Raw genomic sequence first — 25,317 nt, forward strand, 5'->3', positions numbered from 1 at the left:
GCGGCGAGTTTTCGCAGATTGCGTATGTGATGAGCTTATCGTTCCCCGGTGTCGATGGCTAAAGACGATGATTGAAAGCGCGCTTTGCCGCTTTGTCTCACACTCTTTAGATTTTTTGCGCTTGAATTGTGAACCTGAAGTGAAAATGCGCTTGGCGCACGTCTTTTTAAACATCATCCCGTTACACTGATTTTCATCGCTAGAGATTTGAGGGAACAAGATGGCAATGAATCAATTGAGTGACAAGGATGTATATCGCCAAGCGCCATTAACCTTAGTGACTGAAAAAACGACTAAAAACATAGAGCCGCTCAGTGAAATTATCGGTCAGGACAGAGCCAAGCAGGCAGTGGCATTTGCGATGTCGATGCCCGATCGTGGTTATAACATTTACGCTGTAGGCGACAATGGATTAGGCAAGCGCACTATGATTTTGCGCTATCTCAATCGCCTAAAATCCAATGGGAATGGTCGATATGATTGGTGTTATGTCTCCAATTTTGCAGTGTCTCGTGAGCCCAGTTTATTGAAATTGCCTGCAGGGATGGCGCAGACATTTAAAAAAGATGTGGAAAATTGGATCGCCAAGTTGGTGAAAACCTTGCCCATCGCCTTTGAGAATGAGCGGTATTATCACAGTACCGAGCAGCTTAAAGCCCAGCTATCGGAGCAGCAGGCCGAAGCGGTCGCAACAGTGAGCCAGCAAGCAAAAATTGCGGGTGTTGCACTGAGCATGACCAATGAGGGCGAATATCAATTTGTGGCGATGAATGGCGAAGAGCCGCACACCGAAGAGAGCTTTATGGCGCTTTCTAGTAAGGAACGAGCGGCCATAGAGTCTTGCATTAGCAAGCTTGAGCTTCAACTGCGCGCAGTGATCCGTGAAATGACACAGTGGGAGCAAGATTATAGTGATGAGATGCAGCGCATCAACGAGCAAACTGCACAAGTAGTGGTGCAAGCGCAGCTCACAAAGTTGCTGAAAAAATATCAAGATCACGACAATCTGGTGGCCCACCTGCAAGCAGTAGAAGCAGATATCTATGAAAATCTAGAGATTTTCCTTGATGACAGCGATGCACAAACAGAGCTGTCCTACGCCACACTGGATAAAAGCCTGCCGCGCCGTTACCAAATCAATGTGATGGTTGCCCATGATAAAGATGAGATGCCCATCGTGGTCGAGGAGAACCCCAACTATCCCGCGCTCTTTGGCTATATCGAGAATGCTACTTACAAAGGCACGGTGTTTACTGACTTTTCGTTGATTCGCAGCGGCAGTTTGCACCGAGCCAATGGTGGTGTGCTGCTGATGGATGCGGTCAAAGTGCTTGAGCGCCCCTATGTGTGGGATGGCTTAAAGCGAGCGCTGCGCGCCAATGCGATCAATATGAATGCGCTTGAGCGCGAAGTCAGTTTGTCGGGCGGGATCTCTCTTGAGCCGCAACCTATGCCGCTCAACGTCAAGATTATCCTCTTTGGTGATTATCACACCTACCGATTGCTGCAGCAGTACGATGCCGAGTTTACTGAGCTGTTTCGAATCACCGCTGATTTTGAAGAGGAGATGGTTCGCAATGATGAAACCGAGCGGAGTTATGCGCGTTTTATTGCACGCATTTTACAAGAGAGTGAGATGCTGCATTGCGATCGCCCAGCCATGGCTCGTGTGATTGAGTACAGCGCGCGCCAAGCGCAAAATCAAAATCGTTTGTCGCTACACTCTGGCGATATTGCCAATCTATTACGTGAAGCCAACTATCAGGCAAAAGAAGCGGGCGCGACCAAAATTGGTGCCGGCCATGTGGAAAAGGCACTGGCCACCAAAGAGTATCGTGTCAGTCGTGTGCGCGATTCGGTGCTAGATGGCTTTCGTGACGGTGTCACTTTAATTGATATCAAAGGTGAGGTGGTTGGCCAGGTCAATGCGCTGGCGGTCATGGCCACTAATGATCATAGCTTTGGTATGCCTAATCGTATTACAGCCACAGTGGCCCATGGTGAAGGCGAGTTTTTAGATATTGAGCGCAAAGCCAGATTGGGCGGTCAGATCCACTCCAAAGGGGTGATGATTCTCTCGGCCTATCTCAGTGCGCTCTTTGGACAGCATCAAACGATGCCGCTGAAAACGCATCTCACTTTTGAGCAGTCCTACGGCGGCGTTGATGGTGATAGCGCCTCAATGGCTGAGCTATGTGCCATTGTTTCTGCAATGTCAGGTATTCCAGTGGCGCAACATTTTGCGATCACAGGCTCAATGAATCAGTTTGGTGAAGCGCAGCCCATTGGTGGGGTCAATGAAAAAATTGAAGGCTTCTTTGATGTCTGTACCCTGAAAGGGCCGATGGCGAATCAAGGCGTCATAATTCCGCGCAGTAACCAGCAGCATCTGATGTTACGAAAAGATGTGGTAAGTGCCATTGAGCGCGGTGAGTTCCACATTTATGTCGTTGATCATGTCACGGATGCCATTGCGCTATTACTCCAGCGTCCAGCAGGTTTAGAGCAGCATGATGAGCAAATCAGCTTTGCCAAGGGCAGTGTTTATGCGTGCATTGCCGAAAAGTTTGAGCAGCGCTGGCAGTGGCTCGCGCAACATGCAATACACAAAGCGTCGTCGTGTTGATGGTTTACTAATATGTAGCGCGTTCACCTGAAGGTTCGTTACAGGTGTTCAAACTTGGTGTTTAAAATGGATAAAGCCCGCGAAAGCGGGCTTTTTGATGAGGTAGCCTGGCTTATTTCACTTTATTGAGAATCAGCAATAGCAGTTTGATTCTCTGTTTGAGCGGTGATGGCACGGCGTCCAATTGGTCACTCCATTGCAGCGCTTGCCAAGGTTTAAAGCGGCTTGCGACTTTTGTTTTTTCATCCGCTTTGTCCTTTGGCGCAGGTTTTGCCAACGCGGCAATCTCTATATTGGCACCTAAATAAGGGGCGATGCAGTGACTCAGCGATTGGCCTTGTAGGCCTTCAAGTGCGCGGTTGATGTCATCATTGCCGCGAGATTGCATCAATGCAATGAGCAGCTGGCCGCCGACACTTTGTTCATCAATTTGTGTCACCAAAAGTGCGCGCTCATTGGCGTTGAGACTTTTCACATCGCTTAACGCAGAAGCTGAAAGCGGTTGATGAATATTCTGAAATTGCGCAACAAGCTGATTCAGTTTGTGTGCTTGTTGAGGATTAATGCCAAATCCTGCGTTGAGATATGTAATGCTGTTCATGGCAACCCAACCGTGTTGCGTGCTGACTGAGTGATTTATCAGAATACAGAATCAATGGCTGAATTCAATGAATTCTGTACTGAATCGTGAGACTTAAGCAAAGATCGCCCATTTGGGCGATCTTTTTGAGGGGATTGAGTCAATTATCGACTATTTTTTCAGCGCGTTGGCTTGTTGCAGCTGCAAACGTAGATAGTAATCCTGCATTAGACGGTAATCTTCAGCGGGGTTATTACCTTGATAAGGTATGGTTTGCATTTGTGATTCGATGGCTTGTACATAGTCAGGTAGCGCGCCATGGCTTTGTTGCCATGGGTAGAGCGTTTTCGCATTTTGACTGTTATAAGCACCGCGTGCATCCATGCTGCGAATATTGTTATAGCCCATTTGCTCATAATGCGCTGGGGTCAGCATATTTTTACCGCCCAGACTCATATAGTCAGCATCAGACAGGCTCATGGCATAGAGAGTAGGGAAAATATCTCGGTGTGAGCCAATACGCGTCGCATCATATTTAAAGGGCACCTGCGCCAAAATTTGCTGCGGCACATAAAGATAAAATGGCACCATCATGGAGAGTGCAAATTCATCTTTCGCCTCGATATTCAGATAACGGACCCGGTGATCGCCAGATGCCGCAATGATGGTGCGCTGACCTAAATCACTGGCTTTGATATCCGAAATAAACTGGCCGAGAGCGTTGTTTGCATACTGATAGGCTTGCAATAGATTGGTGCCCTCATCACTCAACGCGCCCAGACGTTCATTTAATCGCGCACTCACCTGCACTGGTTTTGCATGATAGTTTTTCGGTGCGCGATAGGGTGAATGGTTGGTGACCGTCAGTACATAGATAAAGGTCGGTTGGGTCGCCTCAGATAAAATCTTCTCTGCTAATGCAAAAGCATAGGCATCGGGCGCACCCCATGTATCTTTCAGCTCACGCGCCTCAGGAAAATTTTGATAGATAGTGTTTTCATCAAGCACCTGATCAAAGCCCTGATAGGGTAGATAATTGGCGATATTGCGCCACATCCCATTGCCTGCGGTAATAAATACTGTGTGATAGCCTGCACGTTTGTAAGGTAGAACGGCAGCACTTGGCAGCGCGACTTTTTGCATGCTTGAGTGGCTAATAGTGGGCACATTGCTGTGCACCAGCATGGCCATCAAGCTATCGATGGTGGCGGAAGTGCCAGCCATAAATTTGGTGAACACAAAGTCAGACTCAAAATGCGGACGCAGTGCGCCAAGCAAGTCATTGTTTGGCATCTTGTCTTCAATGAGGACGTTGGTGCCCATCCCTTCCATGAGCGCCATCACCACATGTGGCTTGTGCGTTTCCAAATAGCTATTTTTGGCTGTATGAAACTCAGGGGTTGGCTGGCCTAGTACGCGCTCAAAATGTTGGGTGACAGTTGCTGGATCGACTGGCGCAAATTTGAACTGTTTTTTATAGTCAGTTTTTGCCCAGTCTAGCGCCATAAAGGCATTCGGCGTCACGATATTGAACGGCTTGTAATCAGACACCATGGCGGCGTAGCGATTGAGGGGAAAGGTTCCCCAAGAGCCGCGCGCAAGTGTGATATAGCCCAGTAATGATACAACGACTACGACAGTGGTTAGCCAGGTACGATAGGGACGAGTCTGAGTCGGTGCTCGATTCAGCGTTTTTTTCGCGCATCGATACCCCAGATAACCCCATAGCATGCTGACTAAAACGCAGCGAATGATGGGGTAGTCTTCCCAAGCATTGGTAAGTACAGCACTGGTGTCATCATCAAAGAGCCCAAAGACAAAGAGATCAATGTGATTACCGTAGGTCACGTAATAGTAAAAGTTCGCCAGCGCCATGCCGACCAATAAAAAGAGGATCACGCCTGCGTAATAGGGTGTGATTTTTTTGACCCAATGAAAAGCGCGATCAAATGCCGCGCAGCCCAGCGCCGCGAGAAAGAGTGGTGCAAAGCCAATGCTGATCACTTTGAGGTCAAAGCGTGTGCCCATCCAGAATGTTCTGGCGAGATCGACGCCTCGACCAAGGAGCTGATCACTCTCAGTAATTTGTGTCAAAAATAAAAATCGGCCAATCAATAAGGACAGCGTTGAAAACGCAATTAGCCAAAATAAGGTGCGTAGAAATACGCGGATATTTTTAGAAAACATGAACAATACCAATTCAAATCGCATCGACCTGCTGTGCGAAACGCTGCTACCTTGCCCTGAGTTGAACAAGACTGCAATTTTTTGATGAATAAAATTGAATAAGCGTAAAAAATGAGCGGAATTTGCGACGGTTGTTGCTAATTTTATGTGCTGATATCGCCCACTTGTCTCATGGCAGTTTGTTACCTTTTTCACAAATTGACGTCATGGTGATAACGTCGCGTTTGAATCTTTGATTGTGGCTTCCTGTGGTGATGCATAAAAAGGAGCAAGTTATGCCCTACATTCACCATGAGATGCAGTGAAAATGACTGTTGCCCTAAGCGCTACACTGAGGTGGTCACAGTCATTGTTGATTTGTCTTGGTTATCTTTTGTGCTAGCGTAGAGAGATAGTATCTACCTATTCATTTACACGAGACGATTTAGTTGAACCCATCGATGTCCATTTCACGCCTGCATGTACACGTCCTGATGGTCGTGGCCCTGCTCGTGGTCGTGATCTACGCGTCGCCGTAGTGGGTTGAACTGAGCAGTATCTCAAACCCCCTTCGGTGACACGCCGAAGGGGGTTTTTTTATGGTCAAGGAGAACACCATGAAATTATCTGGGGCAGAAATATTAGTACAGTTATTGATGGCGCAAGGCGTCGAAACCGTGGCAGGGATCCCCGGTGGCGCGAATCTGCCGATTTATGATGCGCTGTCAAAAACGCCCATTCGTCATATTTTGACGCGCCATGAACAAGGCGCTGGCTTTATTGCGCAGGGAATGGCTCGCGTCACTAGCCGCCCGCATGTGTGTATGGCTTGCTCAGGCCCTGGCGCAACCAATTTGGTGACTGCGGTGGCTGATGCCTATATGGACTCAGTGCCACTGATTGCGATCACAGGGCAAGTGGCCAGTGCGTTAATTGGCACTGATGCCTTTCAAGAGATTGATACCTTTGGTGTGATGCTGCCGATTACCAAACACAACTATTTGATTCGTGATATTCGCGAGCTCTTCACTGTGGTACCAGAAGCCTTTGCATTGGCGCAAAGTGGTCGTCCAGGCCCAGTTTCCATTGATATTCCTAAAGATATTCAGCTGCAGCAAATTGAAGTGACGCACTGGCCGAGCGTTTTACCTATGCCGCCATTGCCGCAGCCTTCTTTGCCACACCTGCATCAATTTGCAGCTTATCTGCGTCGTGCTAAGCGCCCCATGGTGATGGTTGGCGGCGGTGTGATTCAAAGCGGTGCGTCTGATGCTGCGCGCCAATTTATCGAATATATCGATGCACCCGTTGTGAGTACATTTATGGGGCTGGGGGGGATTGAGAGTCGCAATTCACGTCATTTGGGTATGTTGGGGATGCATGGCTCGCGTGCAAGCACTGAGCTTATGGCGGAATGTGATTTGCTGATTGCGCTGGGCGTTCGCTTTGACGATCGCGCTACAGGACGTATCGCTGAATTTTGCCCGCAAGCTCAGGTGGTGCATGTTGACATTGATGCCAGTGAGCACGACAAAATTAAAGTGGTGGATTTGCCGATATTGGCAGATGTTGGTGCGACGTTGACTGGTGTGATGGCGCATATAGAGCCGTTAAATCATTCAGAATGGATGGAAAGCGTATATCAGCGCGCGCAAACTGCAGGCTTACATCGCTTGGGTGAGGGGGATTGCCATCGCCCATTGGGACTGATTGAAGCCATTGCTGAACTTGCGCCCGATGCCTATATCGTGACGGATGTGGGTCAGCATCAAATGTGGACGGCGCAATATTTTCCCTTTATTAAACCGCGTCAATGGGTGAGTTCTGGCGGCGCTGGAACCATGGGCTTTGGTTTGCCCGCTGCTATTGGTGTGGCGCTGGCGAAGCCCAATGCCACTGTTGTCTGCATTAGCGGCGATGGCTCTATCATGATGAATGTACAAGAGCTGGCGACGCTGGCTGAGCTGCAACTGAATATTAAAATTGTGGTCATGGATAATCAGCACTTGGGGCTTGTACGTCAGCAGCAATCATTGTTTTACAACCAAAATTTCACGGCGGTGAAATTTGCTGGGGTTGATTTTAAAGCTTTGGGTATGGCCATGGGTATTCAATCAGAGCGATTGGATCAGCAAAATGGTCAAGCCACCTTGGCTTCTTTGCTGGGTTGCAAAGGACCTGCATTGATACAAGCACCCATTGATCCCAATGAGATGGTTTTACCTATGGTTCCTCCGGGCGGCGCGAACCATGAATTAATTGAGGAGGCACGCGCATGAGCCAGTCGAATACAAGTCATTCAATGCATGATGATCAAACTGTGATTTTAAAGCTCACGGTTCGTAACCACCCAGGGGTGATGTCCCATGTTATCGGTTTATTTGCACGACGAGCCTATAACGTAGAAGGCATTTTATGTGTGCCTGAGCACGATGGCTTGACCAGTCAAATGTGGTTGTTGGTGCATGCGCAGGAAAAACTCGACCAAATTGTGGCGCAAACGAAAAAGTTGGTGGATGTGTTGTCGATTACGGTCCATGCGGGCCAGCTGGCTCAGTTTCAACAACTGTCTCGCTCTCTAAGCATTTAATAACTTAAAAAACATGTAGATAGTCTTTTATTTTAGGCTCAAAAAAAACGAGACGAGTGTAGCGAAAAAGTTGCAGATACGTTGCTATTCTCGTCTCGCTATGATGAGATTGCCTTAATTCATCGACAGGTGTTTTCTCAATGCAGCATCGAGCCTATCGCGACTATCACATTATTTTAACCTTTTTCACGGCTGTTATTTTTGTCTTCTTTGCCTATTTTGCAGAGAGGCAAGTCGTTGAATTTGAATTGCAATCCGATCTTAATCGGGTGGTTCGTTATATTGCTGATAACCGTCGTCGCGATCTTGAACTGATTGAGCAAGTGCATCAGTACGCCAAAACAGATCCATGCCCAGAATCCCTGCAAGCCTTTTTGAACCAGAAATCTGACGAAATTTATTACGCCATTGAAGTGGGCGTGATGGATATGAATGGTCGAATTCTTTGTCGCAGTGAGCCCATTGTCGAAACACCGCCTTTTCATCAGTGGCGGGTGTTTAAAAATGCCAAGGGATATATTCAAGGGATGACTGCGCTTCCTAAATCAGGTCAGATGGGGCAGGTGGTGCTTGGTCGCGCTTACCCGCAAGATGGGATTCAAGTGTATACCTTAATGCACAATGCACTTGAATATGATCGCTGGTGGTCCTTTGATTATGCAGGTAATGGTGGCGTGTATATATTTGTGGGTAAAAACAAACTGCTGAGCGCGCAAACAGGTGATGTGCCCTATGCCAGTGTGGCCAATGGTTTGGTCGTCGTCTTTCAAGATAAAACCGGCTTTTATGATATCCACATCGCGGTAAATGAAGATTACATCAAAGAGCACAGTGGCTTTTTCTTTTGGCCTGCTTTGATTTTATCGATTATCCTGATGTCGGCCATTATGTTGGGCTATTGGCTGCGCAATAGTTCGCTATTTCGCCCCTTAGATGATCCGCTGGATAGTTCACTCGACAGCGCACTTGATAGCGCGATGGATGATGATTATCTCTATGATGCACTGCAACAGACCAAAAAAATCGACAGATAATAGGTCAGCTATCTCGACGCTAGTAATGAGATGAATTCTCAATTATGATTCGTTATCGATAATTATTCCTATTTATGAATGTCAAAACTGTTTCTCATTGGCTTTTCCCACCAAGACACCACATCTTTATTACCGACACTGCAACTTTGCTTTGAGGTCACTTGCCTTGAGCTGCAAGAAGCCAGCTTACATACGACACTCGCAACATGTGCAAAGCAGCAACCCATCGCTGTGCTTTTAAATATGCAGCATGCCGCTGCATCAGCGTTACTAAAACGTTTATCTCACTGTTATCGTTTACCCATTTGCGCAGTTGTTCGCGCAAGTTCTCGAGATTTGTATTTAGCCTATCGGCAAGGTGCCGATCATGTGGTGTACGCTGAGCATGATGGAACTGAGCTGCTGTGCCGGCTAGATGCCATGATCCGCGCTCGCACTCAGCCTTCAACTGGGTGTCAAAGAGTAGCAGAGGCCACCCGAACGACCTATTGGCACCAGCAGTTGCATCATTTCACGCAAACCGAACAAGCATTACTGACACACTTAGCGCGTTATGCAAATCAAGTGGTAAGCAAGCAAGATCTGTATGCCGCAGTCTTTCAGCGTGAATTAGCAGCGCATGATCGTAGCCTTGATGCGCATATCAGTAATATTCGTAAGAAGATCACATCGCAGGGACTTTGTAAGCGTTTGATTAAAACGATACGCGGTGTCGGTTACAGCTACATCAACTAACAAATATGTAACATAAGTAAAGAATGCAAAAAACATTCAAACGATAACGCGTATCATTTACTCTGCTGCTGAATTTTTTATGGACAAATTTTCAGTGGTTTAGAGAGAAAGAAGATGTTTAAAAAACACCCGTTATCAGCCTTATTATCCCTGCTATTGGTGACACCTGAAGGGCATGTATTTGCCAATGAACACGATGCAGTGGTCGTGACTGGGCAGACGACCAAATATGTCAGTGAAAACCAAACGAGCATGCGCATGGACGCAGCGCCGCTTGAGACGCCAAATCAGGTGACAGTAATTGATCACGCCGTGATTGAAGAGCAGCGTGCCATGACCCTTGGTGATGTACTGAAAAATGATTCAAGCATTAGTAACGATAGTTACCAGCGAAATCGTCAGGCATTTACTTTGCGCGGTTTTCCACTTGGCAGTGACAGTGGTTTTCTTCGCGATGGCAAGCAGCATTGGTCGCATTATCGCCAGCCCATTGAAATTCTAGAAAGTGTTGAAGTGCTCAAAGGGCCTGCAGGTTTGCTGTATGGGAAATCGTCGCCCGCAGGTTTGGTCAATATGGTGACCAAAAAACCAACGGCAGAAACCCAAGTTCAAGTAAGCCAAGATGTGGGGCAAAACAATTTATCGCGCACCATTGTGGATGTTAGCGGCGCTTTAAATGATGACCAAAGCCTACGCGGCCGTGCCATTGTGTCGAAACACCACGAAGAAAATTGGCGCAAATATGCCGATGGTCAAAGTGCTAATACTGACCGTTTTGTCGGCGCTTTGATGCTTGAATATGATCTCAATGAGAATGTGACGGTTTCAGCGCATTATGACAAAACGGATGATCGGGGCAATGTAGATAGCGGCTCTCCGCTTGATGCCAATGGCGATCCGATTTGGCGCGATAAAATTTTGGATGCCTCTTGGTCTGAAATCCACAATGTGGTGGAGAACTATGGTCTAGGTCTACGTGCTAGCTTACCGGCAAACTGGTCGCTCAATACGGGTTACAACTTCCAAGATTTTAACCGCCGAGATACTGAAAGTTTCTACAAACTCAATGCTGACTCGCAAGCCACAGGGATTTATCAAACCATGGGTTACGATCGCAAAGATAACTGGCAGTTCCAAACCGCTTTTGCCGATTTTACCAATGATTTTGATGCGTTGGGTGTTAATCATCAGGTGCTCATTGGTGCCAACTGGCTTAATTATTACTATCACAGACAAGATGCGAAAACGGCCTATACCGACACGCAACTTGGCCAACCCATTGCTAAACCGAATGTTCACTACAGCACCGGCAAAATTCGTGAATATGAGCGTGACTCATACGGCATTTATGCGCAGAACTTAATGACGTTGACGCCAGCATGGCAGGTATTGGCAGGGGTTCGTGTGGATTATGAAGATGAGCAAACCAAGGGGCGGGAATACCATCAAACCCATGTGCTTCCAAAAGCCGCGGTGATTTATCATCCAGCAGAAAATGGTTCAATTTACCTGACTTATTCTGAAAGTTTTCAGCCGCAGTCGCCAGTGGATGATGTCACCGATCTGAATAACGGCAAAGCGCTTGATCCGGTCAAGGGTGAGCTTTATGAAATTGGCAGTAAATGGGAGCTGATGGATAATCGCCTGCTGCTTTCAGGCTCGGTGTTCCAAATTACCGAAAAGAACTCAAAGATTGTTGAGGACTATACCTGTACAACGCCAGGTTGCACCATTGATCAAAAAACCACGCAGGCTGGTAAACGTGAGCACAAGGGCGTGGAATTTGCTGCCACGGGCCAAATCACGGATGCATTCTCTGTGTTTGGTAGTGCGACTTACTTAGATGCTGAATATGTGAAAACTGAAGATCCAGCCTTAGAAGGGAAACGTCCGACGGATGTGCCAGAATGGTCCGCTTCAATCTGGACGGGTTATGATTTTATGCAAGGTACCATGGTGAACGTCGGCGCTATTTATGTTGGCGAGCGCTTTGCCGATGATGCGAATACTATTCGTAAAGATGCCTATATCCGCTTTGATCTCGCCTTATCGCATCATCTTCGTTACGACCAAGATTTAGATATCTACATGCAAGCGACCGTTGAAAATCTCTTTGATGTTGATTATCTCGGTGGTACTGGCGGCCATGGTTCAAATGCTGCTGGCGCTTCGGGAACTGAGGTAGGCGCGCCGCGTCAATTCTTAGCGACATTACAGCTCAAATACTAAGTTGTATTCCGATAGATAAATCGATAGAAAATCCGAAATATAAAAGAGCGCATAAGCGCTCTTTTTTTGTCACGGTTTATTCATCCTCAATGAGGTGAACAGTTTATTCGTAAACCTGCGTTTCTAAAATTTCCATGCCATATTTCGTTCCTTTGATTTCCATATAGCCGTTGGAGGAGTTGAGCATCATCCAATCATTGAGTGGCTTTGCTTCATCGCCCATGGCTTCAAGAGGAGCCATCAGCTTTGCTTCATGAATGGCAAAGGAGAAGTAACCATTTTTATCTTGGGCGGACTCTTTCGCTAGCTGCTTAGCTTGTTTGCTGCCATTTTTACCTGCGTAAAATACGATATGATCGCCAGCAAACTCTGCATATACATCGTTTTGAATGAACGGCTTGATCATCGGCAAATGTTCACTGATGTTGGTGGTTTTACCCGTTTGCAGCGGTAGCATCACGCCAAGCATGGGGTTGATATCGAGAATTTGCTGGTAAAAACCCTGAATATTTATGCTTGAAAGCGAGATAATGGCATCAATTTCAACGCCTTCAATTTCATTTTGTGAGTTAAATGAAACCTGGTAGTTAAATAGTGCGCCGGCAACGCCGCGCAAATCTGCAAACAGCGCTAGTGCCTCCGTATCTTTATCGAAATCTTGCTGCGCTTTGATTTCTGCGTGTCCTTTTTGAAAGGATTGCGCAATAGCGCAGCTAAATTTTGGTGTTGTAACCGCCTGGCCATAGGCATCATAGAAATCCATAAATGCATTGATATCTAAACCAAAGCCAATGGCGAGTGGGTGGAACTGCTGGGTATAGCTTGGGATAAATCCCTGCATGGATTGAAAATAGGGCGCTAGCGTCGGATGAGAGCTTTCAACAATCAAGCGAGCCTGACTTTGAATTGGCTGGCTATCGCTGTAATCAAAGGTCATCACAGTTTTTGGCCATTTTGCGAAGATCGCATGCAACTCATTTTGACAAGCGGTCGATTCAATTAGCGCAAAATCCTGCACATCATGCTCATTGCCATAGTGGCGAACCAAGGTTTGAATATCTTGATTGAGCTGATTTTTCGTTTTGCCCGTGAGTGCATCCACGATGCCGAGGTGATCAATATAGCCAAGCGATTGGCTATCGAGTGCAAATTGGTTTTCGATTTGTTCAAGGCGCTGGCTTGATAACAAGCTATTTGTTGGTGCTTGTTGCTGCAATACCATGGGCAACTGAGATGGTAGAAGCGCGCTTTCTAGGGTCATGGTGACCATGTTGGGCGCAAGATGGATGATTAAGTCGAGATCATCGTTTTGGCTACCTTGATAGACAGCGTAGCGACGTACTTGGGTATCACCAACAACTTCCTTGGTGTGTTGATACTGACTTTTTTCTTCCGCGTCATCCAAAAACTTCGCAAATGCTACGGCGTCTTCAATTTCAAATTTTAAGACGGGCTGTGCGCCAATCAGATAGAAGTAGCTTCGTGTTTCATCGGCAAGACCAAGGGTGGCCATAAATTGGTCGGTATGGTGGCTGTTTTCAAGTAATTGATTGGCAAGTTCAACGACAAATCGTTGCCCCCCTTTCGCAGGCACATCGTGATTGAGCATTTGCTTAAATTGCTCTAAATCTACGGTTTGTAGCTTATGGATATATTGGTTGAATAGGGCTTTACTTGGCGTTGGTTCAAATTGCCCGATAAAGAGGACGGTATCTGCGGGCACATAGCTTAAAATCTGCTGCTTTTGTTGTTCGCTTTGATTTGTAGCGCAGCCTGAAAGCGTTAGTAGGCCGGAAAAAATGGACGCGGCGATAAGATTTTTTTTCACGGAAATTCCCTATTCATCTAATAAATCATTGGCTTATGTTGTGCTTGATTCTATCAATAAGGCGCAAGTGTTTGAATCGAAAAGGGAAAAAACCTGATTCATTGTGAGGAAGTGTGAGCAAAGCAACATGGCATTGCAAATGGGTGGTGAAAAAAAAGCCGATGCAATGCATCGGCTTTTCAATATCAAAGTCACAATTAGTATTGCGCTTTGGTATCCATTTCAATACCACGTTCGGTGATTTTTAGATCCGCAGAGCCCTTGTACTTATAAGCTTCAAGCATTTGTAGCTCATCTGGAAGCTCTTGGCCTTGTGCTTTGACTGCTTTGATTGCTGGTGCAAGCAATGCATCGTAGTCCATACCAACGCCCATGAATGCGTTGTTTTGATCCACTTTTTCTTTGCTGAGTGCATCGGCAGTTTTTTCACCTTTATCACCTGCGTAGAACACAATGTGGTGACCTTTCAGTGCCACATAGATATCGTTGCTGATGGTGCTGCGTAGGTCAGGCATCGCTTCGCTAAGGTTGGTTGCTTTACCATCTTCAGAGATTGGGATCATCATCTGAATCATTGGTTGGAAGCCAGCGATGGTGTTGTAAAGCGCCATTGGATCTTCAGCAGAGATTGCAAAGAGACCGTCTAGGGTAAATTGCTCTGGGTCGCCCCATGAGTTCACAGTTACATCATAATCAAACAAACCAAAGCTAATACCTTTCAGACCGCTCAACATGCCAGCCATGCCTAGTGCGCTAGTATCTGTGGTTGCGATATCACTTTGCATTGTTGCCAATATAGGACACTTGAATTGTGGTGAAACAAGCTCTTTCAGGACACCGTTGGCGCCTGATGCAAGGTTACCTACATCAAGACCTAGGCCAAGAGATAGCGCGTTAGGTTCGGTTACGTATGCAGGGACATAGCCTTGAATTTTGCCGAGCGCGTCAACCATAGCTTTGTTCTTACTATCGATCACCATAGTGGTGTTGGCTGCAACTTTGTCGCCATCCACTTGATAGTCGAAGCCAAAGATAGTTTGAGGCCAGTTTTTAGCAATGCCATTGAATTCAGAGGCACATTGCTCAGTTTGCATCATTTCAAGCATGGCGTTGAATGATGGATCCTGCGCTTTTGATGCTAGCATCGCAATTTGTTTGCCTAGACGATTGCTATCTTTTTTGGTCAAGGCTTCAATCAGTGCGACGTGGTTGATAAAGCCAACGCCTTCACCGCTAAGTTTGAACTCTTTGACAAGTGCTTCAATTTTGCCTGATTCAGCCAGTGATTGGTTTGGTTTTTCTAGACCAAGCGCCACTGCCAGTGAGTTGTCAGCACCTGCATCAAGGGCGATGGTCGCCATGCCATCTTTCACAAGGATGGCAACATCTAGGCTAGTGCCATCTTCATCTTTGACGATGTTGTAGTTACGGTACTCAACATCGTTGATTTTCTTCATGGTGTGCGTATAGGCACTTGTTTTTTCAGCTTTGTCGAAGAAAGCCCAGAATGCATTAGCGTCTTTTACTTCCATTTTCATGACTGGCAATGCGCCAACGGTATAGAAGTAGCTGCGACCTTCATCAGGTAGACCGAGTGATTTGATAAATGCATCTGGATCTTTGAGATTCTCGACTGTTTCAATCAACAGCTCAGTTGCAAAGCGCTCGCCACCCGTGGCGGCTTGTGCTTCTTGCTTCAGTTCAGCAATTGCCGCATCCATCGATGGGCCTTGGAATTGAACCGCATAAGATTCAAGTGTTTTCTTTGTTGGTGCAGGTTCAAACTGTCCGAAAAATAGGGCGGTTTGGGCTGGAACATAAGCCAATACATCAGCGCCCTGAGCGACTGCATCGGATTTATTTGAATCACAAGCGGTGATGGTAAAGCAAGCTGCGGCAATGGCACCTGCTAGAATAGTCTTTTTCACAGACCCTCTCCTTAATTGGGGGAAAATTCAATCAAATCATGATTTTAATGATACTTTAGCTATGCTGCAATGAGCCAATCGTTTCCCTTTGCAAATATCCTGCTAAATGTGACATGCATCTCATTGCATTTTGCGCCTCAGTGACGGCAGATGCCAGTGCAAAAGGGAGCAAACTCTCACTTCTTTATGATGTTCACCGCAGGATTACTTGATTCTGTGCTTTAGCAATAATAGTGATAAAAAATAATGGCTGAGTTTTATTCAATCTCTTTTCAGCCTCTTTTGACTAGGGATAATGGTTCATGCTTCGACAACTATAGGATTGGATGGATGAATCGCAAAGCTGCAAAAATTGTGCTTTTCTCGACGCTCTTTGGCGCTCTGGTGATTGGTGGTGCGCTGAGTTATGGATTTTTCAATCAAGGGCTTGATCGCGAAACGCGCTTAGCGCTTATTGCTCAATTAAAGCAGCAAGTTGATGACACCATTACTGTGGTTGCAAGTGCTAGAGATGAGCAGCAATTGCCACGTCTTGCCAATCAAGCGATGGTGCTCGGGTCAGGTCTTAATGTTGATCTGGTCAATGGTTATCCATCCCGAGAGTCGATTGTTTCCCTGCTTCGTGAGATAAAAGCGCCATCGAATGCAGCAACATCGGCGCAAAAGTGGGGCACTGATTACGATGTGAACCTAGAGCGTAAGATGGTGCAATTTGTTGTCGATAAAAAAGCTGATAGCACTTATTGTTACATTAAGTATTTTGAAGCGCGCCCCTATGTCGCGCCCATTGTTGTTGTCGATACCAAAGGCTGTTAACGGCGAAAGCCCAAACGCTGTTCAACATCTCGAAAAGCAAAAAATCGCATCATGGATGCGATTTTTTTGTGTCTGTTATCAATGCAAGTCGCCACAGTTGCTGAGGGCATTCACACAAATAACAGGTATAAAAAAAGCGTGCTAAGCACGCTTTTTATCTACTTTAATTCAGAGAATTAAAGTGCAACAACGTTTGCAGCTTGTGGGCCTTTTTGACCTTGTTCGATGTCAAAAGCAACCTTTTGACCTTCTGCTAGGGTTTTGAAGCCTTCAGTTTGGATTGCGCTGAAGTGTACGAATACATCGGCACCGCCGTTGTCTTGTACGATGAAGCCAAAACCTTTTGATTCGTTGAAAAATTTAACTGTACCAGTTGCTTTAGACATGATTGTCTCCTGAATATTCATCTAAGTTATGCGCTGTGCGCGAATTAGCCGAGGTATTTATGAAGCTAACGAGAACAAAGACGTCAGGCTGTAAGCAAGAGGTCAGATGGTAGTACCAAACGTTCAAAAATTATCTTTGCCATAAATTAGACCAAAAAGGCTGAGCCGATACTAGCACAGCACCAGACTTGGTAAAGCTTTATTTCGCTTAATTCGCTTATTTTTGATTGTTGCTCACGGACTGCTTACGCAGTATTCGACATTTGTCATTCTCTTTAGGTGTTTTTGCGTGATTGTTTCAAGCCGACATGAAACCTAGCGCACAATATCTTGTGGGTGTTGCCAGTTAAAAATGGTCCACTCATATTGCTCAGCGTGCAGGGCAAGTGTGGGCTCTGGATTGACGGCAAAGGGTCTGTCCATTTTTTTTAACCAATCAAGGTGTGCGGCTGATTCGCTATAGCCTGATGTTGAAATATTGGCATTGGGTTGCGCCGCCAACCATAATTTGAGCATTAAGGCTTTTTGTTCGTAGTTTTTGCTTTGCTCATATAAGCGGCCAGTATATTGCCCTTGCTCGCTTTGTAGCTCTGGTGCAAGTGTTAGCGCATTAGGAATGTGGCTGACGATTGCGTCAACAACAACGTTAGGCAGACTGCTAAGGATCACGATGAGATCGCCGCGGCGTTGGTGCCAGTGAATACGTGTGATGGCATCGGGTAAAAATCCTTGCGGAAAATACTGATGGCTTAATTTTTTGGCAAGCGCGATAAGGGTCGCGACATTTTGACCTTTGAGCGCAGCTGCTTGCGCTTCAATATGATGGGCGGTATCGCCAGGGATATGCGCATGCGCGACTAAGTAGTCGTGCCACAACTGATGTAGTGGGTGAATACTGAGGGTCTGGTCGAGGTCAAAAAATGCAATGTGCTGATGGTTTATCTTGGTCATCGGTTCTCTATATCATCTTATTTATCATTCATATGCAGCTTAGTTGCTATCGATGACGATTCGGTGACGCTTTGGTGTCGGTTATATGTCATCTACCTCTCATTTATTGATAAAATTCACAATGTATAGCAAAGATGAGACAGAGTTCCCCTTTTTCACAATGCGCATCATCTATAAGGTATAAAGGTCGTCTGGACGATTTTATAGTTGGAGTGCCCCTGTTTTATGTCGAACTGTGCCCATACCCAAATGGCAGATATACACGAGATGAATAGCCAGATGGAGCTGTTTAGTGTGTTTCAGCCTATTTTGGACCATCATTTTAATGTGATGGGGTATGAAGCATTGCTGCGCGGTCGCATTGAAAATCAGGTGTTTCTGCCTTCCTCTATCTTATATAACCAATCTCATTCCTACGATATTGCGCTTGAGCTCAAAGCCATCGCTCTGCACCTTGCCAATTTTGCAGCGCAAAAAAGCCCAGCAGTACTCTTTATCAATGTCAGTCCTGAGTGCCTGTTACATGGCTTTGATACCATGATGACACACTTATCCTATGCAATTGCACAGGGTAGTATCCAAGCAAAGCAAATCGTCCTTGAGGTGCTCGAGCATGCCGTATGCTGTGAAGAGCTACTTTGTATGCGCTTGAGTCAGTTAAAAGACGCAGGATTTCGCATCGCGCAAGATGATTTTGGTAGCGCTGATTCCAATCAGGCACGCGCGCTTCGCCTTGTGCCTGATGTCATTAAGCTTGATCAATCATTGTTGGTTGCGGCGAGGCAAGGGGATTCCAGTTTGCTTGAGGCCGCTGCAAGTGCGGCTAAACAGATCAACGCACAAGTATTGATCGAAGGTGTGGAAAGCCACGCTGATGTGATGCTACTCAAACAGTTCAAAATAGATTTTTGGCAAGGTTACTGGTTCGGTAAACCGACACCTCTTCTTGTTGTCCCTTCTCAAATGTGATCTTTATCTGTTGTCGATTTGACCACATTTCACGGATCCTTCAGTAAAGTCTCTGGTTGCAAAGGCTTTTATTCATCAATGCCATTTTTTCATTTGCATTCGTTTCATCGATGAAATGAGGAAGCAAAATCACGATCGCTTCAAGATTACGCGGTTGTTTTTAATTCATGATCTCGATCAATGTTTTCTCCGCTATTTTTTCGCTTAATACCCCACATCTTGTATTCGGCACTAAAATAAATAACAACATTTAGTGTTTGACAAGAAGCCAGCCATTTTGATAAAGGAGCCTTAAAGTGAAGCCTGTAGTGATTAAACGCGATGGATATCGTGTGCCTTTTGATACGTCACGCATTCGTGATGCAGTTCTTGCTGCTGCAAAACCTTTTGACGCACTGGATGCGGAATACGCGCAGACGGTTGCGGATCTTCTACAGGCGAAGTTTAGTGGTGCCCATGAAGTTGAGATCCATCAGATCCAGCGAGCCGTTGAAGAACAACTGATGGCTGGCCCACATCATCAAGTGGCGCGTGCTTATATTGAATATCGTCACGATCGTGATGTGATTCGCGAGAAAAAAAGTCGCTTAAACAATGATATTCAAGGCTTGGTTGAGCAAAGTGATGCTGAGATCTTGAATGAAAATGCCAATAAAGACAGTAAAGTGATTCCTACTCAGCGTGATTTGCTGGCAGGTATTGTGGCGAAGCACTACGCAACCACACATATGTTGCCTCGTGATATCGTGCGTGCGCACCAAATCGGTGACATTCACTATCACGATTTGGATTACTCTCCTTTCTTCCCAATGTTCAACTGTATGTTGATCGACCTGCGTGGCATGTTAACCCATGGCTTTAAAATGGGTAACGCAGAGATTGATACACCGCGCTCTATTTCGACGGCTACAGCCGTGACTGCGCAGATTATTGCTCAAGTTGCTAGCCACATCTATGGCGGGACCACGATCAACCGTATTGACGAAATTCTTGAGCCATACGTCAAGGTGAGCTACGAGAAGCACCTTGAAGTGGCGCAAGAGTGGGGCATTGCAGATGCAGAAGCCTTTGCTTTGTCACGCACTGAAAAAGAGTGTTATGACGCATTCCAATCCTTGGAATATGAAGTGAACACCCTGCACACCGCAAACGGTCAAACCCCATTTGTGACCTTTGGTTTTGGCCTAGGTACCAGCTGGGAATCTCGTTTGATTCAGCAGTCCATTTTGCGTAATCGTATTGCTGGCTTGGGCAAAAACCGTAAAACAGCGGTCTTCCCTAAATTGGTTTTTGCCATTAAAGATGGCGTGAACCATAAAGCGGGTGATGTGAACTATGACATCAAGCAACTAGCACTTGAGTGTGCAACCAAGCGTATGTACCCAGATATTCTCAACTACGAACGCGTTGTTGAAGTGACTGGTTCATTTAAAACCCCTATGGGTTGTCGCAGCTTCTTGGGTGTTTATGAAGATGAACATGGCGAGCAAATTCACGATGGTCGTAACAACCTTGGTGTTGTGAGCTTGAACTTGCCACGTATCGCGATTCGCGCCAAAGGCGATGAAGCCAAGTTCTTTGAACTGCTTGAAGATCGTCTTGAGCTTTCTTATCGCGCATTGCAAACCCGTATCGATCGCCTCGAAGGGGTGAAAGCTCGTGTGGCGCCAATCCTTTATATGGAAGGTGCCTGTGGTGTTCGTTTGAAAGCGGATGACAATGTGTCTGAAATCTTCAAAAACGGCCGCGCTTCGATTTCATTGGGCTACATCGGCTTGCATGAAACCATTAATGCGCTGTACGGCACTGAGACACATGTGTATGACTCACAAGAGCTACGCCAAAAAGCGCAAGCTATTGTTCAGCGTCTGCGTGACGCCACCGAGCGCTGGAAAAAAGAAACGGGTTATGGCTTTAGCCTTTACAGCACACCAAGTGAAAACCTATGTAGCCGTTTCTGTAAGCTTGATGCCACTGAATTTGGCGTTATTCCAGGGGTGACAGACAAAGGTTACTATACCAATAGCTTCCACTTGGATGTTGAAAAGAAAGTAAACCCATACGACAAGCTTGATTTTGAGCAAGCCTATCCATGGATCGCCAATGGTGGTTTTATTTGCTACGGCGAATATCCAAATATGCAAAACAACATCGAAGCCTTGGAAGATGTGTGGGATTACTCATTTGAGCGCGTGCCTTACTACGGTACCAATACGCCAATCGATGAGTGTTACGAATGTGGTTTTAATGGCGAGTTTGATTGCACCAGTAAAGGCTTTACTTGCCCAAGCTGTGGTAACCATGACTCATCAAAAGTGTCTGTGACTCGTCGAGTCTGTGGCTATCTGGGTAGTCCTGATGCGCGTCCGTTTAACTTCGGTAAGCAAGAAGAAGTGAAACGTCGCGTGAAGCATCTATAGGTTCGATTGTGAATTACCATCAATATTATCCAATTGATGTCGTCAACGGTGAGGGGACGCGCTGTACCCTCTTTGTTGCTGGTTGCGAACATCAATGTCGTGGTTGTTATAATCAATCCACTTGGCGTTTAGATTCAGGTGTGTTGTTTGATAAGGCGATGGAAGATCAAATTATCGCCGATTTAAATGACACACGCATTAAGCGCCGAGGCTTGTCCTTATCGGGCGGCGATCCGCTCCATCCTGCCAATGTGGCGGACGTGATGCGCCTTGTCCTTCGTGTGCGTCAAGAATGTCCGGGCAAAGATATTTGGCTGTGGACGGGCTACACCCGTGGTCAACTCACGCCAGCACAGCAAGCTGTGGTTGCCCACGTGGATGTGATGATTGATGGTAAATTTGAAAAGGATCTTGCAGATCCGCGTTTGAAATGGCGTGGTAGCAGTAACCAAGTGATTCATCGTTTGGCTGATGAGCGAATTGAAATTCGCCAAATCGATGTAAGTTAAGTCCTTAGCGCCCTTCTATTGATAATCACGCAAGTTGATCAAAACGCAGCCAATGGCTGCGTTTTTTATGTGTAAAACAAGCGTCAAAGTCTCGCGAAAATATTGATTATTTAGTCGAAATATGTCGTTAAATGCGATAAAAAGCCGGTTAAATCATCAAATCCTAAAAATTTAACTTCCTGTTTTAACAGCACATAGCAGATTGCAAGGACGCTGTGTTTGTTTCCTGTCAATTAATGTGAATCGGTGAGTTTACTTCATCACATTGTGGAATATTTCCGTGTTACAGATTTTGTTGTTGAGCGATGGGGAAGTTTCACTTTTGTTCAATCCTCGAAATAAACCCTTCGACATAAAATCTCGATGATCACGAAAGTGATCACTCGCACAGTTTGATTCTTTCAGACAAGGAACAACAAAGGATGAAAAAACTAACCAAAGTCGTGATGATGCCGACCGTTTTGGCGCTCAGCATTAACGCGGCAATGATCGCAACCGCGCATGCCGGTGAGATCCAATCATCAGCGACCGTGATCGGCGCTGAATCGCAGTGGTGGAACAACTACACCATTGATATCGCAAATGTGGCTAGCACAAGTGGCACGCCTGGCGCGATTGATATGACTGGCACCACTATTACTTTTAATTCTGACGTACCACTGACCACGCCTGCGTGGAAAGCGGACGGTCTAAGCTATCCCAAACTAAGTTTCACTAGCAAAGCAAGTGGCGCTGGCTATGTGAACGTATTGGAAATTGGCTTTGATGCAGGGAGCTGGATCAAGACCGACCTGCCTGAAGGCGGTGCAATCACACTAACCTTTGGTGTCAGCGGCCAAATTGGTATAGATACCGTCAATCAGTCACTCAATGTTCAGGTGCCATCACTGCCGTCAGGTGAAGCGCCAACCGTTACTGTGAGCAATCCGCAAGCGGGCAGCATCTATAACCGCGGTGATGTGATTGCTCTTGCTGCTGATGCCGCAGATAAAGATGGTCAGGTCGCAAAAGTTGAGTTTTTCGCCAACGCACAAAAAGTGGGTGAAGATCTAACTGCGCCATATACCCTAGATTGGACTGCGAATTTAGAAGGCGCGGTTGCAATTACTGCAAAGGCAACTGACGATTCGGGCATGTCAGCAACCTCTGCTGAAGTCGCGATTAGCGTGAAAGCGGTACCGTTGCCACCATTGGCGCCTGAAGTGGCCATCCTTTCTCCGAAAGATGGGCAAACTGTGTTTAATAGTGGCGCAGTGCAAATTACCGCCAATGCGACTGACAAAAATGACGATCTCAAGCAGGTTGAATTCTTTGTTGATGGGCTTTCAGTGGGCGTTGTAACGCAAGCACCATTTGTTGCGAACTGGCAGCCAGCAGCCTTGGGGCAAGCGGTGATCACCGTAACGGCCACCGATGCTGGCGGTCTTTCCACCACAGTCAATGCAACCGTTGATGTCAAAGAAGCCGGTCAAGGCAATCTGACCTGTGATATCAAGCAGGTATATCGCGCTGATGGTTCTGAGTGTATGGGTGATGATCACCCGCGTCGTATCATCGGTTACTTTACATCTTGGCGTCATGGCCAAAACGGTTTGCCTTCATACCTTGTGGGCGACTTACCATGGGATAAACTCACCCATATCAACTACGCCTTTGCGAGCGTGAATCCAACTACCAATATAATTCAGGTGGATGACACTGCAACCAAGATGACTTGGGAAGGTGTACCGGGCGCAGAAATGGACCCAAGCTTTAGCTATAAAGGCCATTTCAACTTGCTGTCGAAGTATAAGAAACAGTACCCAGATGTGAAGACGCTGATCTCTGTGGGTGGCTGGGCTGAGAGCCGTGGCTTCTATAGCATGACCACTGATATTGGTACCTGTGGCGTGAACATGGCCGGTATTGAAACCTTTAACGCCTCTGCCGTTGAGTTTATTCGCCAGTACGGCTTTGACGGTGTGGATATCGATTATGAATATCCAACCTCAATGACCGGCGCGGGTAACCCAAATGACTTTGATATTTCAGATAAATGTCGTGGTCAGTTGTGGTCTAACTACATGGTGATGATGGAAGATCTGCGCGTTAAATTGGACGCTGCTGGTAAGCAAGATGGTCGCAAGTATATGTTGACTATCGCTGCACCTGCTTCTGGTTACCTGCTTCGTGGTATGGAAGATATGGCCATGGGCGATGTGCTCGATTATGTGAACATCATGTCCTATGACTTGCATGGCGCATGGAACGAATATGTTGGTCCACAAGCGGCACTCTTTGACGATGGCAAAGATGGTGAGCTTGCCGCGGCGGGTGTGTATAGCACAGCGCAGTACCAAAATATTGGTTACTTGAACGTTGCATGGGCTTATCACTACTTCCGCGGTGCCTTTAACCCAAGCCAAATCAACATCGGTGTGCCTTATTACACCCGTGGTTGGCAGGGCGTTTCTGGTGGTACCAACGGCATGTGGGGTAGTTCAGTGCTGCCAGCGCAAGCTGAGTGCCAGCCAGGTACTGGTGTCAACACGCCATGTGGTTGGGGCGCAACTGGTATCGATAACATCTGGCATGACAAAGATGCACAAGGCCGTGAAATGGGGGCAGGTTCAATGCCAATGTGGCATGCCATGAACCTTGCTAATGCCACCAAGTTGGGTATTAACGTCATGCCAAGCTATGGTCCAGAGTGGGGGCTTGATGCCAACAATCCAGATCATGTACTGCAGGGTGAATACCAACGTCATTGGGATGATGCAACAAAATCTGCATGGCTATGGAATGCAACGAAGAAAGTATTCCTAAGCATTGAAGATGCAGATTCATTGATGCCGAAATTGGATTACATCATTGATAATGGCATCGGCGGTATGATGGTTTGGGAAATGGCTGGTGATTACGGCTTTGATCCTGTGGCCAACGAATATACCTTTGGTACCACGATGACTGATTTGGCGTACAACAGCTTCTTGCAAGCAACGCCAATGGATATGAAGCACAACGATCTCCCAGCACCAACGCAAGTAATTGATTTGGATATTTATACCACTGAATGGCCAGCTGGCGATCAGAACTATCCAATCAATCCGAAAGTGGTATTTAAGAACAATTCAGCCGTGGCGATCCCAGGTGGTTCTACGATTGAGTTCTTGATGCCAACTTCAACGGGCGATCTGGTCTCTGACTGGAATGGTGCAGGCATCAAAGTGGTTGAAAGCGGTCATACTGGTTCAAACTTCTACGCAACTGGTCCGAAGAAGATGTTCCACAAGGTGGCAATCACCTTGAAGAGCTATAACTCGATTCCAGCGGGCGGTGAGTTCTCATTTGATATGGTTTACTACGTACCTGTATCGCAAGTGATTGTTTCACCTCGCGTGGTGATGAACGGCCAAACTTATGGCATTAAGTCAGAGTTTCCGGCATTGCCTGAAGTGAAATAAGAAATGAAACAAAAAGTGATGAATTTGTCATCACGATCTTGAAAAGAGGGGTCTAGCCCCTCTTTTTTTAACATACTCATTTTTAAGATTAATTTTTGCGCATACAA

The 25,317-nt window shown here is 46.4% G+C and carries 17 protein-coding genes; 11 read left to right on the forward strand and 6 right to left on the reverse strand.

All coding sequences use genetic code 11. From position 1 onward, the window contains the following. Positions 1-220: 220 nt before the first annotated feature. On the forward strand, positions 221-2,626 hold the full coding sequence (locus L9P36_RS14730) for a Lon protease family protein (RefSeq protein WP_237468264.1): 2,406 nt from the start codon (positions 221-223) through the stop codon (positions 2,624-2,626). A 112-nt stretch (positions 2,627-2,738) separates the two neighbouring features. Here the strand turns inward: L9P36_RS14730 and L9P36_RS14735 are convergent, their stop codons facing one another. Together L9P36_RS14735 and L9P36_RS14740 are read right to left on the reverse strand one after the other, a co-directional pair. Beyond that, positions 2,739-3,227 carry a hypothetical protein gene (locus L9P36_RS14735; RefSeq protein WP_237468266.1) on the reverse strand — a complete coding sequence of 163 codons (489 nt, stop codon included), beginning with the start codon at positions 3,225-3,227 and terminating at the stop codon, positions 2,739-2,741. Positions 3,228-3,377: 150 nt separating this feature from the next. Further along, positions 3,378-5,393, reverse strand: coding sequence for an LTA synthase family protein (locus L9P36_RS14740; protein ID WP_237468268.1), 2,016 nt, complete (start codon positions 5,391-5,393; stop codon positions 3,378-3,380). A gap of 596 nt (positions 5,394-5,989) precedes the next feature. On the opposite strand from L9P36_RS14740, the gene ilvB reads away from it, so the two are divergent. The 5 genes from ilvB to L9P36_RS14765 all read left to right on the forward strand — a co-directional run bounded on the left by ilvB (position 5,990) and on the right by L9P36_RS14765 (position 11,960). Next, on the forward strand, positions 5,990-7,651 hold the full coding sequence (gene ilvB, locus L9P36_RS14745; RefSeq protein ID WP_237468271.1) for a biosynthetic-type acetolactate synthase large subunit: 1,662 nt from the start codon (positions 5,990-5,992) through the stop codon (positions 7,649-7,651). Next, positions 7,648-7,962, forward strand: coding sequence for an ACT domain-containing protein (locus L9P36_RS14750; RefSeq protein WP_237468272.1), 315 nt, complete (start codon positions 7,648-7,650; stop codon positions 7,960-7,962). Before ilvB ends, L9P36_RS14750 begins: the two co-directional genes overlap by 4 nt. A gap of 140 nt (positions 7,963-8,102) precedes the next feature. After that, on the forward strand, positions 8,103-8,996 hold the full coding sequence (locus L9P36_RS14755; RefSeq protein WP_237468274.1) for a hypothetical protein: 894 nt from the start codon (positions 8,103-8,105) through the stop codon (positions 8,994-8,996). 78 nt (positions 8,997-9,074) lie between these two features. Beyond that, the gene (locus L9P36_RS14760; RefSeq protein ID WP_237468276.1) at positions 9,075-9,731 is read left to right on the forward strand and encodes a winged helix-turn-helix transcriptional regulator; all 657 of its coding nucleotides are present in this window, start codon (positions 9,075-9,077) and stop codon (positions 9,729-9,731) included. A 114-nt stretch (positions 9,732-9,845) separates the two neighbouring features. Next, complete coding sequence (locus L9P36_RS14765; RefSeq protein WP_237468278.1) at positions 9,846-11,960, forward strand: TonB-dependent siderophore receptor; 2,115 nt, start codon at positions 9,846-9,848, stop codon at positions 11,958-11,960. A gap of 103 nt (positions 11,961-12,063) precedes the next feature. Here L9P36_RS14765 and L9P36_RS14770 read toward each other — a convergent pair whose 3' ends face one another. Continuing rightward, a complete protein-coding gene (locus L9P36_RS14770) occupies positions 12,064-13,788 on the reverse strand; it encodes a hypothetical protein (protein WP_237468279.1) in 1,725 nt (574 codons plus the stop codon). Between the two features lie 197 nt (positions 13,789-13,985). Then, entirely contained in the window at positions 13,986-15,716 is a 1,731-nt protein-coding gene (locus tag L9P36_RS14775; protein WP_237468281.1) for a hypothetical protein, read from the reverse strand. A gap of 330 nt (positions 15,717-16,046) precedes the next feature. Here L9P36_RS14775 and L9P36_RS14780 point away from each other — a divergent pair, with 330 nt between their 5' ends. Further along, positions 16,047-16,532, forward strand: a complete 486-nt coding sequence (locus L9P36_RS14780; RefSeq protein WP_237468283.1) for a hypothetical protein — start codon at positions 16,047-16,049, stop codon at positions 16,530-16,532. Between the two features lie 176 nt (positions 16,533-16,708). On the opposite strand, the gene cspE is transcribed toward L9P36_RS14780, so the two are convergent. Together cspE and L9P36_RS14790 are read right to left on the reverse strand one after the other, a co-directional pair. Beyond that, positions 16,709-16,918, reverse strand: a complete 210-nt coding sequence (gene cspE / locus L9P36_RS14785; RefSeq protein ID WP_237468285.1) for a transcription antiterminator/RNA stability regulator CspE — start codon at positions 16,916-16,918, stop codon at positions 16,709-16,711. Positions 16,919-17,233: 315 nt separating this feature from the next. After that, entirely contained in the window at positions 17,234-17,869 is a 636-nt protein-coding gene (locus L9P36_RS14790; protein WP_237468286.1) for an HAD family hydrolase, read from the reverse strand. A 225-nt stretch (positions 17,870-18,094) separates the two neighbouring features. Between L9P36_RS14790 and L9P36_RS14795 the strand changes: the two genes are divergently transcribed. The 4 genes from L9P36_RS14795 to L9P36_RS14810 all read left to right on the forward strand — a co-directional run bounded on the left by L9P36_RS14795 (position 18,095) and on the right by L9P36_RS14810 (position 25,210). Further along, on the forward strand, positions 18,095-18,838 hold the full coding sequence (locus L9P36_RS14795) for an EAL domain-containing protein (protein ID WP_237468287.1): 744 nt from the start codon (positions 18,095-18,097) through the stop codon (positions 18,836-18,838). Positions 18,839-19,134: 296 nt separating this feature from the next. Further along, the gene (gene nrdD, locus L9P36_RS14800; protein WP_237468289.1) at positions 19,135-21,258 is read left to right on the forward strand and encodes an anaerobic ribonucleoside-triphosphate reductase; all 2,124 of its coding nucleotides are present in this window, start codon (positions 19,135-19,137) and stop codon (positions 21,256-21,258) included. Between the two features lie 8 nt (positions 21,259-21,266). After that, on the forward strand, positions 21,267-21,767 hold the full coding sequence (nrdG, locus tag L9P36_RS14805) for an anaerobic ribonucleoside-triphosphate reductase-activating protein (protein ID WP_237468291.1): 501 nt from the start codon (positions 21,267-21,269) through the stop codon (positions 21,765-21,767). Positions 21,768-22,216: 449 nt separating this feature from the next. Continuing rightward, the gene (locus L9P36_RS14810) at positions 22,217-25,210 is read left to right on the forward strand and encodes a glycosyl hydrolase family 18 protein (RefSeq protein WP_354004734.1); all 2,994 of its coding nucleotides are present in this window, start codon (positions 22,217-22,219) and stop codon (positions 25,208-25,210) included. Positions 25,211-25,317 lie beyond the last annotated feature (107 nt).

Origin of the sequence: Vibrio stylophorae (genome assembly GCF_921293875.1) — a bacterium.
Classification (GTDB): Bacteria; Pseudomonadota; Gammaproteobacteria; order Enterobacterales; family Vibrionaceae; genus Vibrio_A; species Vibrio_A stylophorae.

Bases quoted from the DNA above. Each gene is read 5' to 3' on its own strand.
- cspE (WP_237468285.1), bottom strand. From the start codon at position 16,918: ATGTCTAAAGCAACTGGTACAGTTAAATTTTTCAACGAATCAAAAGGT.
- L9P36_RS14780 (WP_237468283.1), top strand. From the start codon at position 16,047: ATGAATCGCAAAGCTGCAAAAATTGTGCTTTTCTCGACGCTCTTTGGC.
- L9P36_RS14810 (WP_354004734.1), top strand. From the start codon at position 22,217: ATGCCGACCGTTTTGGCGCTCAGCATTAACGCGGCAATGATCGCAACC.
- L9P36_RS14795 (WP_237468287.1), top strand. From the start codon at position 18,095: ATGTCGAACTGTGCCCATACCCAAATGGCAGATATACACGAGATGAAT.
- L9P36_RS14730 (WP_237468264.1), top strand. From the start codon at position 221: ATGGCAATGAATCAATTGAGTGACAAGGATGTATATCGCCAAGCGCCA.
- ilvB (WP_237468271.1), top strand. From the start codon at position 5,990: ATGAAATTATCTGGGGCAGAAATATTAGTACAGTTATTGATGGCGCAA.
- L9P36_RS14760 (WP_237468276.1), top strand. From the start codon at position 9,075: ATGTCAAAACTGTTTCTCATTGGCTTTTCCCACCAAGACACCACATCT.
- L9P36_RS14790 (WP_237468286.1), bottom strand. From the start codon at position 17,869: ATGACCAAGATAAACCATCAGCACATTGCATTTTTTGACCTCGACCAG.
- L9P36_RS14755 (WP_237468274.1), top strand. From the start codon at position 8,103: ATGCAGCATCGAGCCTATCGCGACTATCACATTATTTTAACCTTTTTC.
- L9P36_RS14765 (WP_237468278.1), top strand. From the start codon at position 9,846: ATGTTTAAAAAACACCCGTTATCAGCCTTATTATCCCTGCTATTGGTG.
- L9P36_RS14750 (WP_237468272.1), top strand. From the start codon at position 7,648: ATGAGCCAGTCGAATACAAGTCATTCAATGCATGATGATCAAACTGTG.
- L9P36_RS14740 (WP_237468268.1), bottom strand. From the start codon at position 5,393: ATGTTTTCTAAAAATATCCGCGTATTTCTACGCACCTTATTTTGGCTA.
- L9P36_RS14735 (WP_237468266.1), bottom strand. From the start codon at position 3,227: ATGAACAGCATTACATATCTCAACGCAGGATTTGGCATTAATCCTCAA.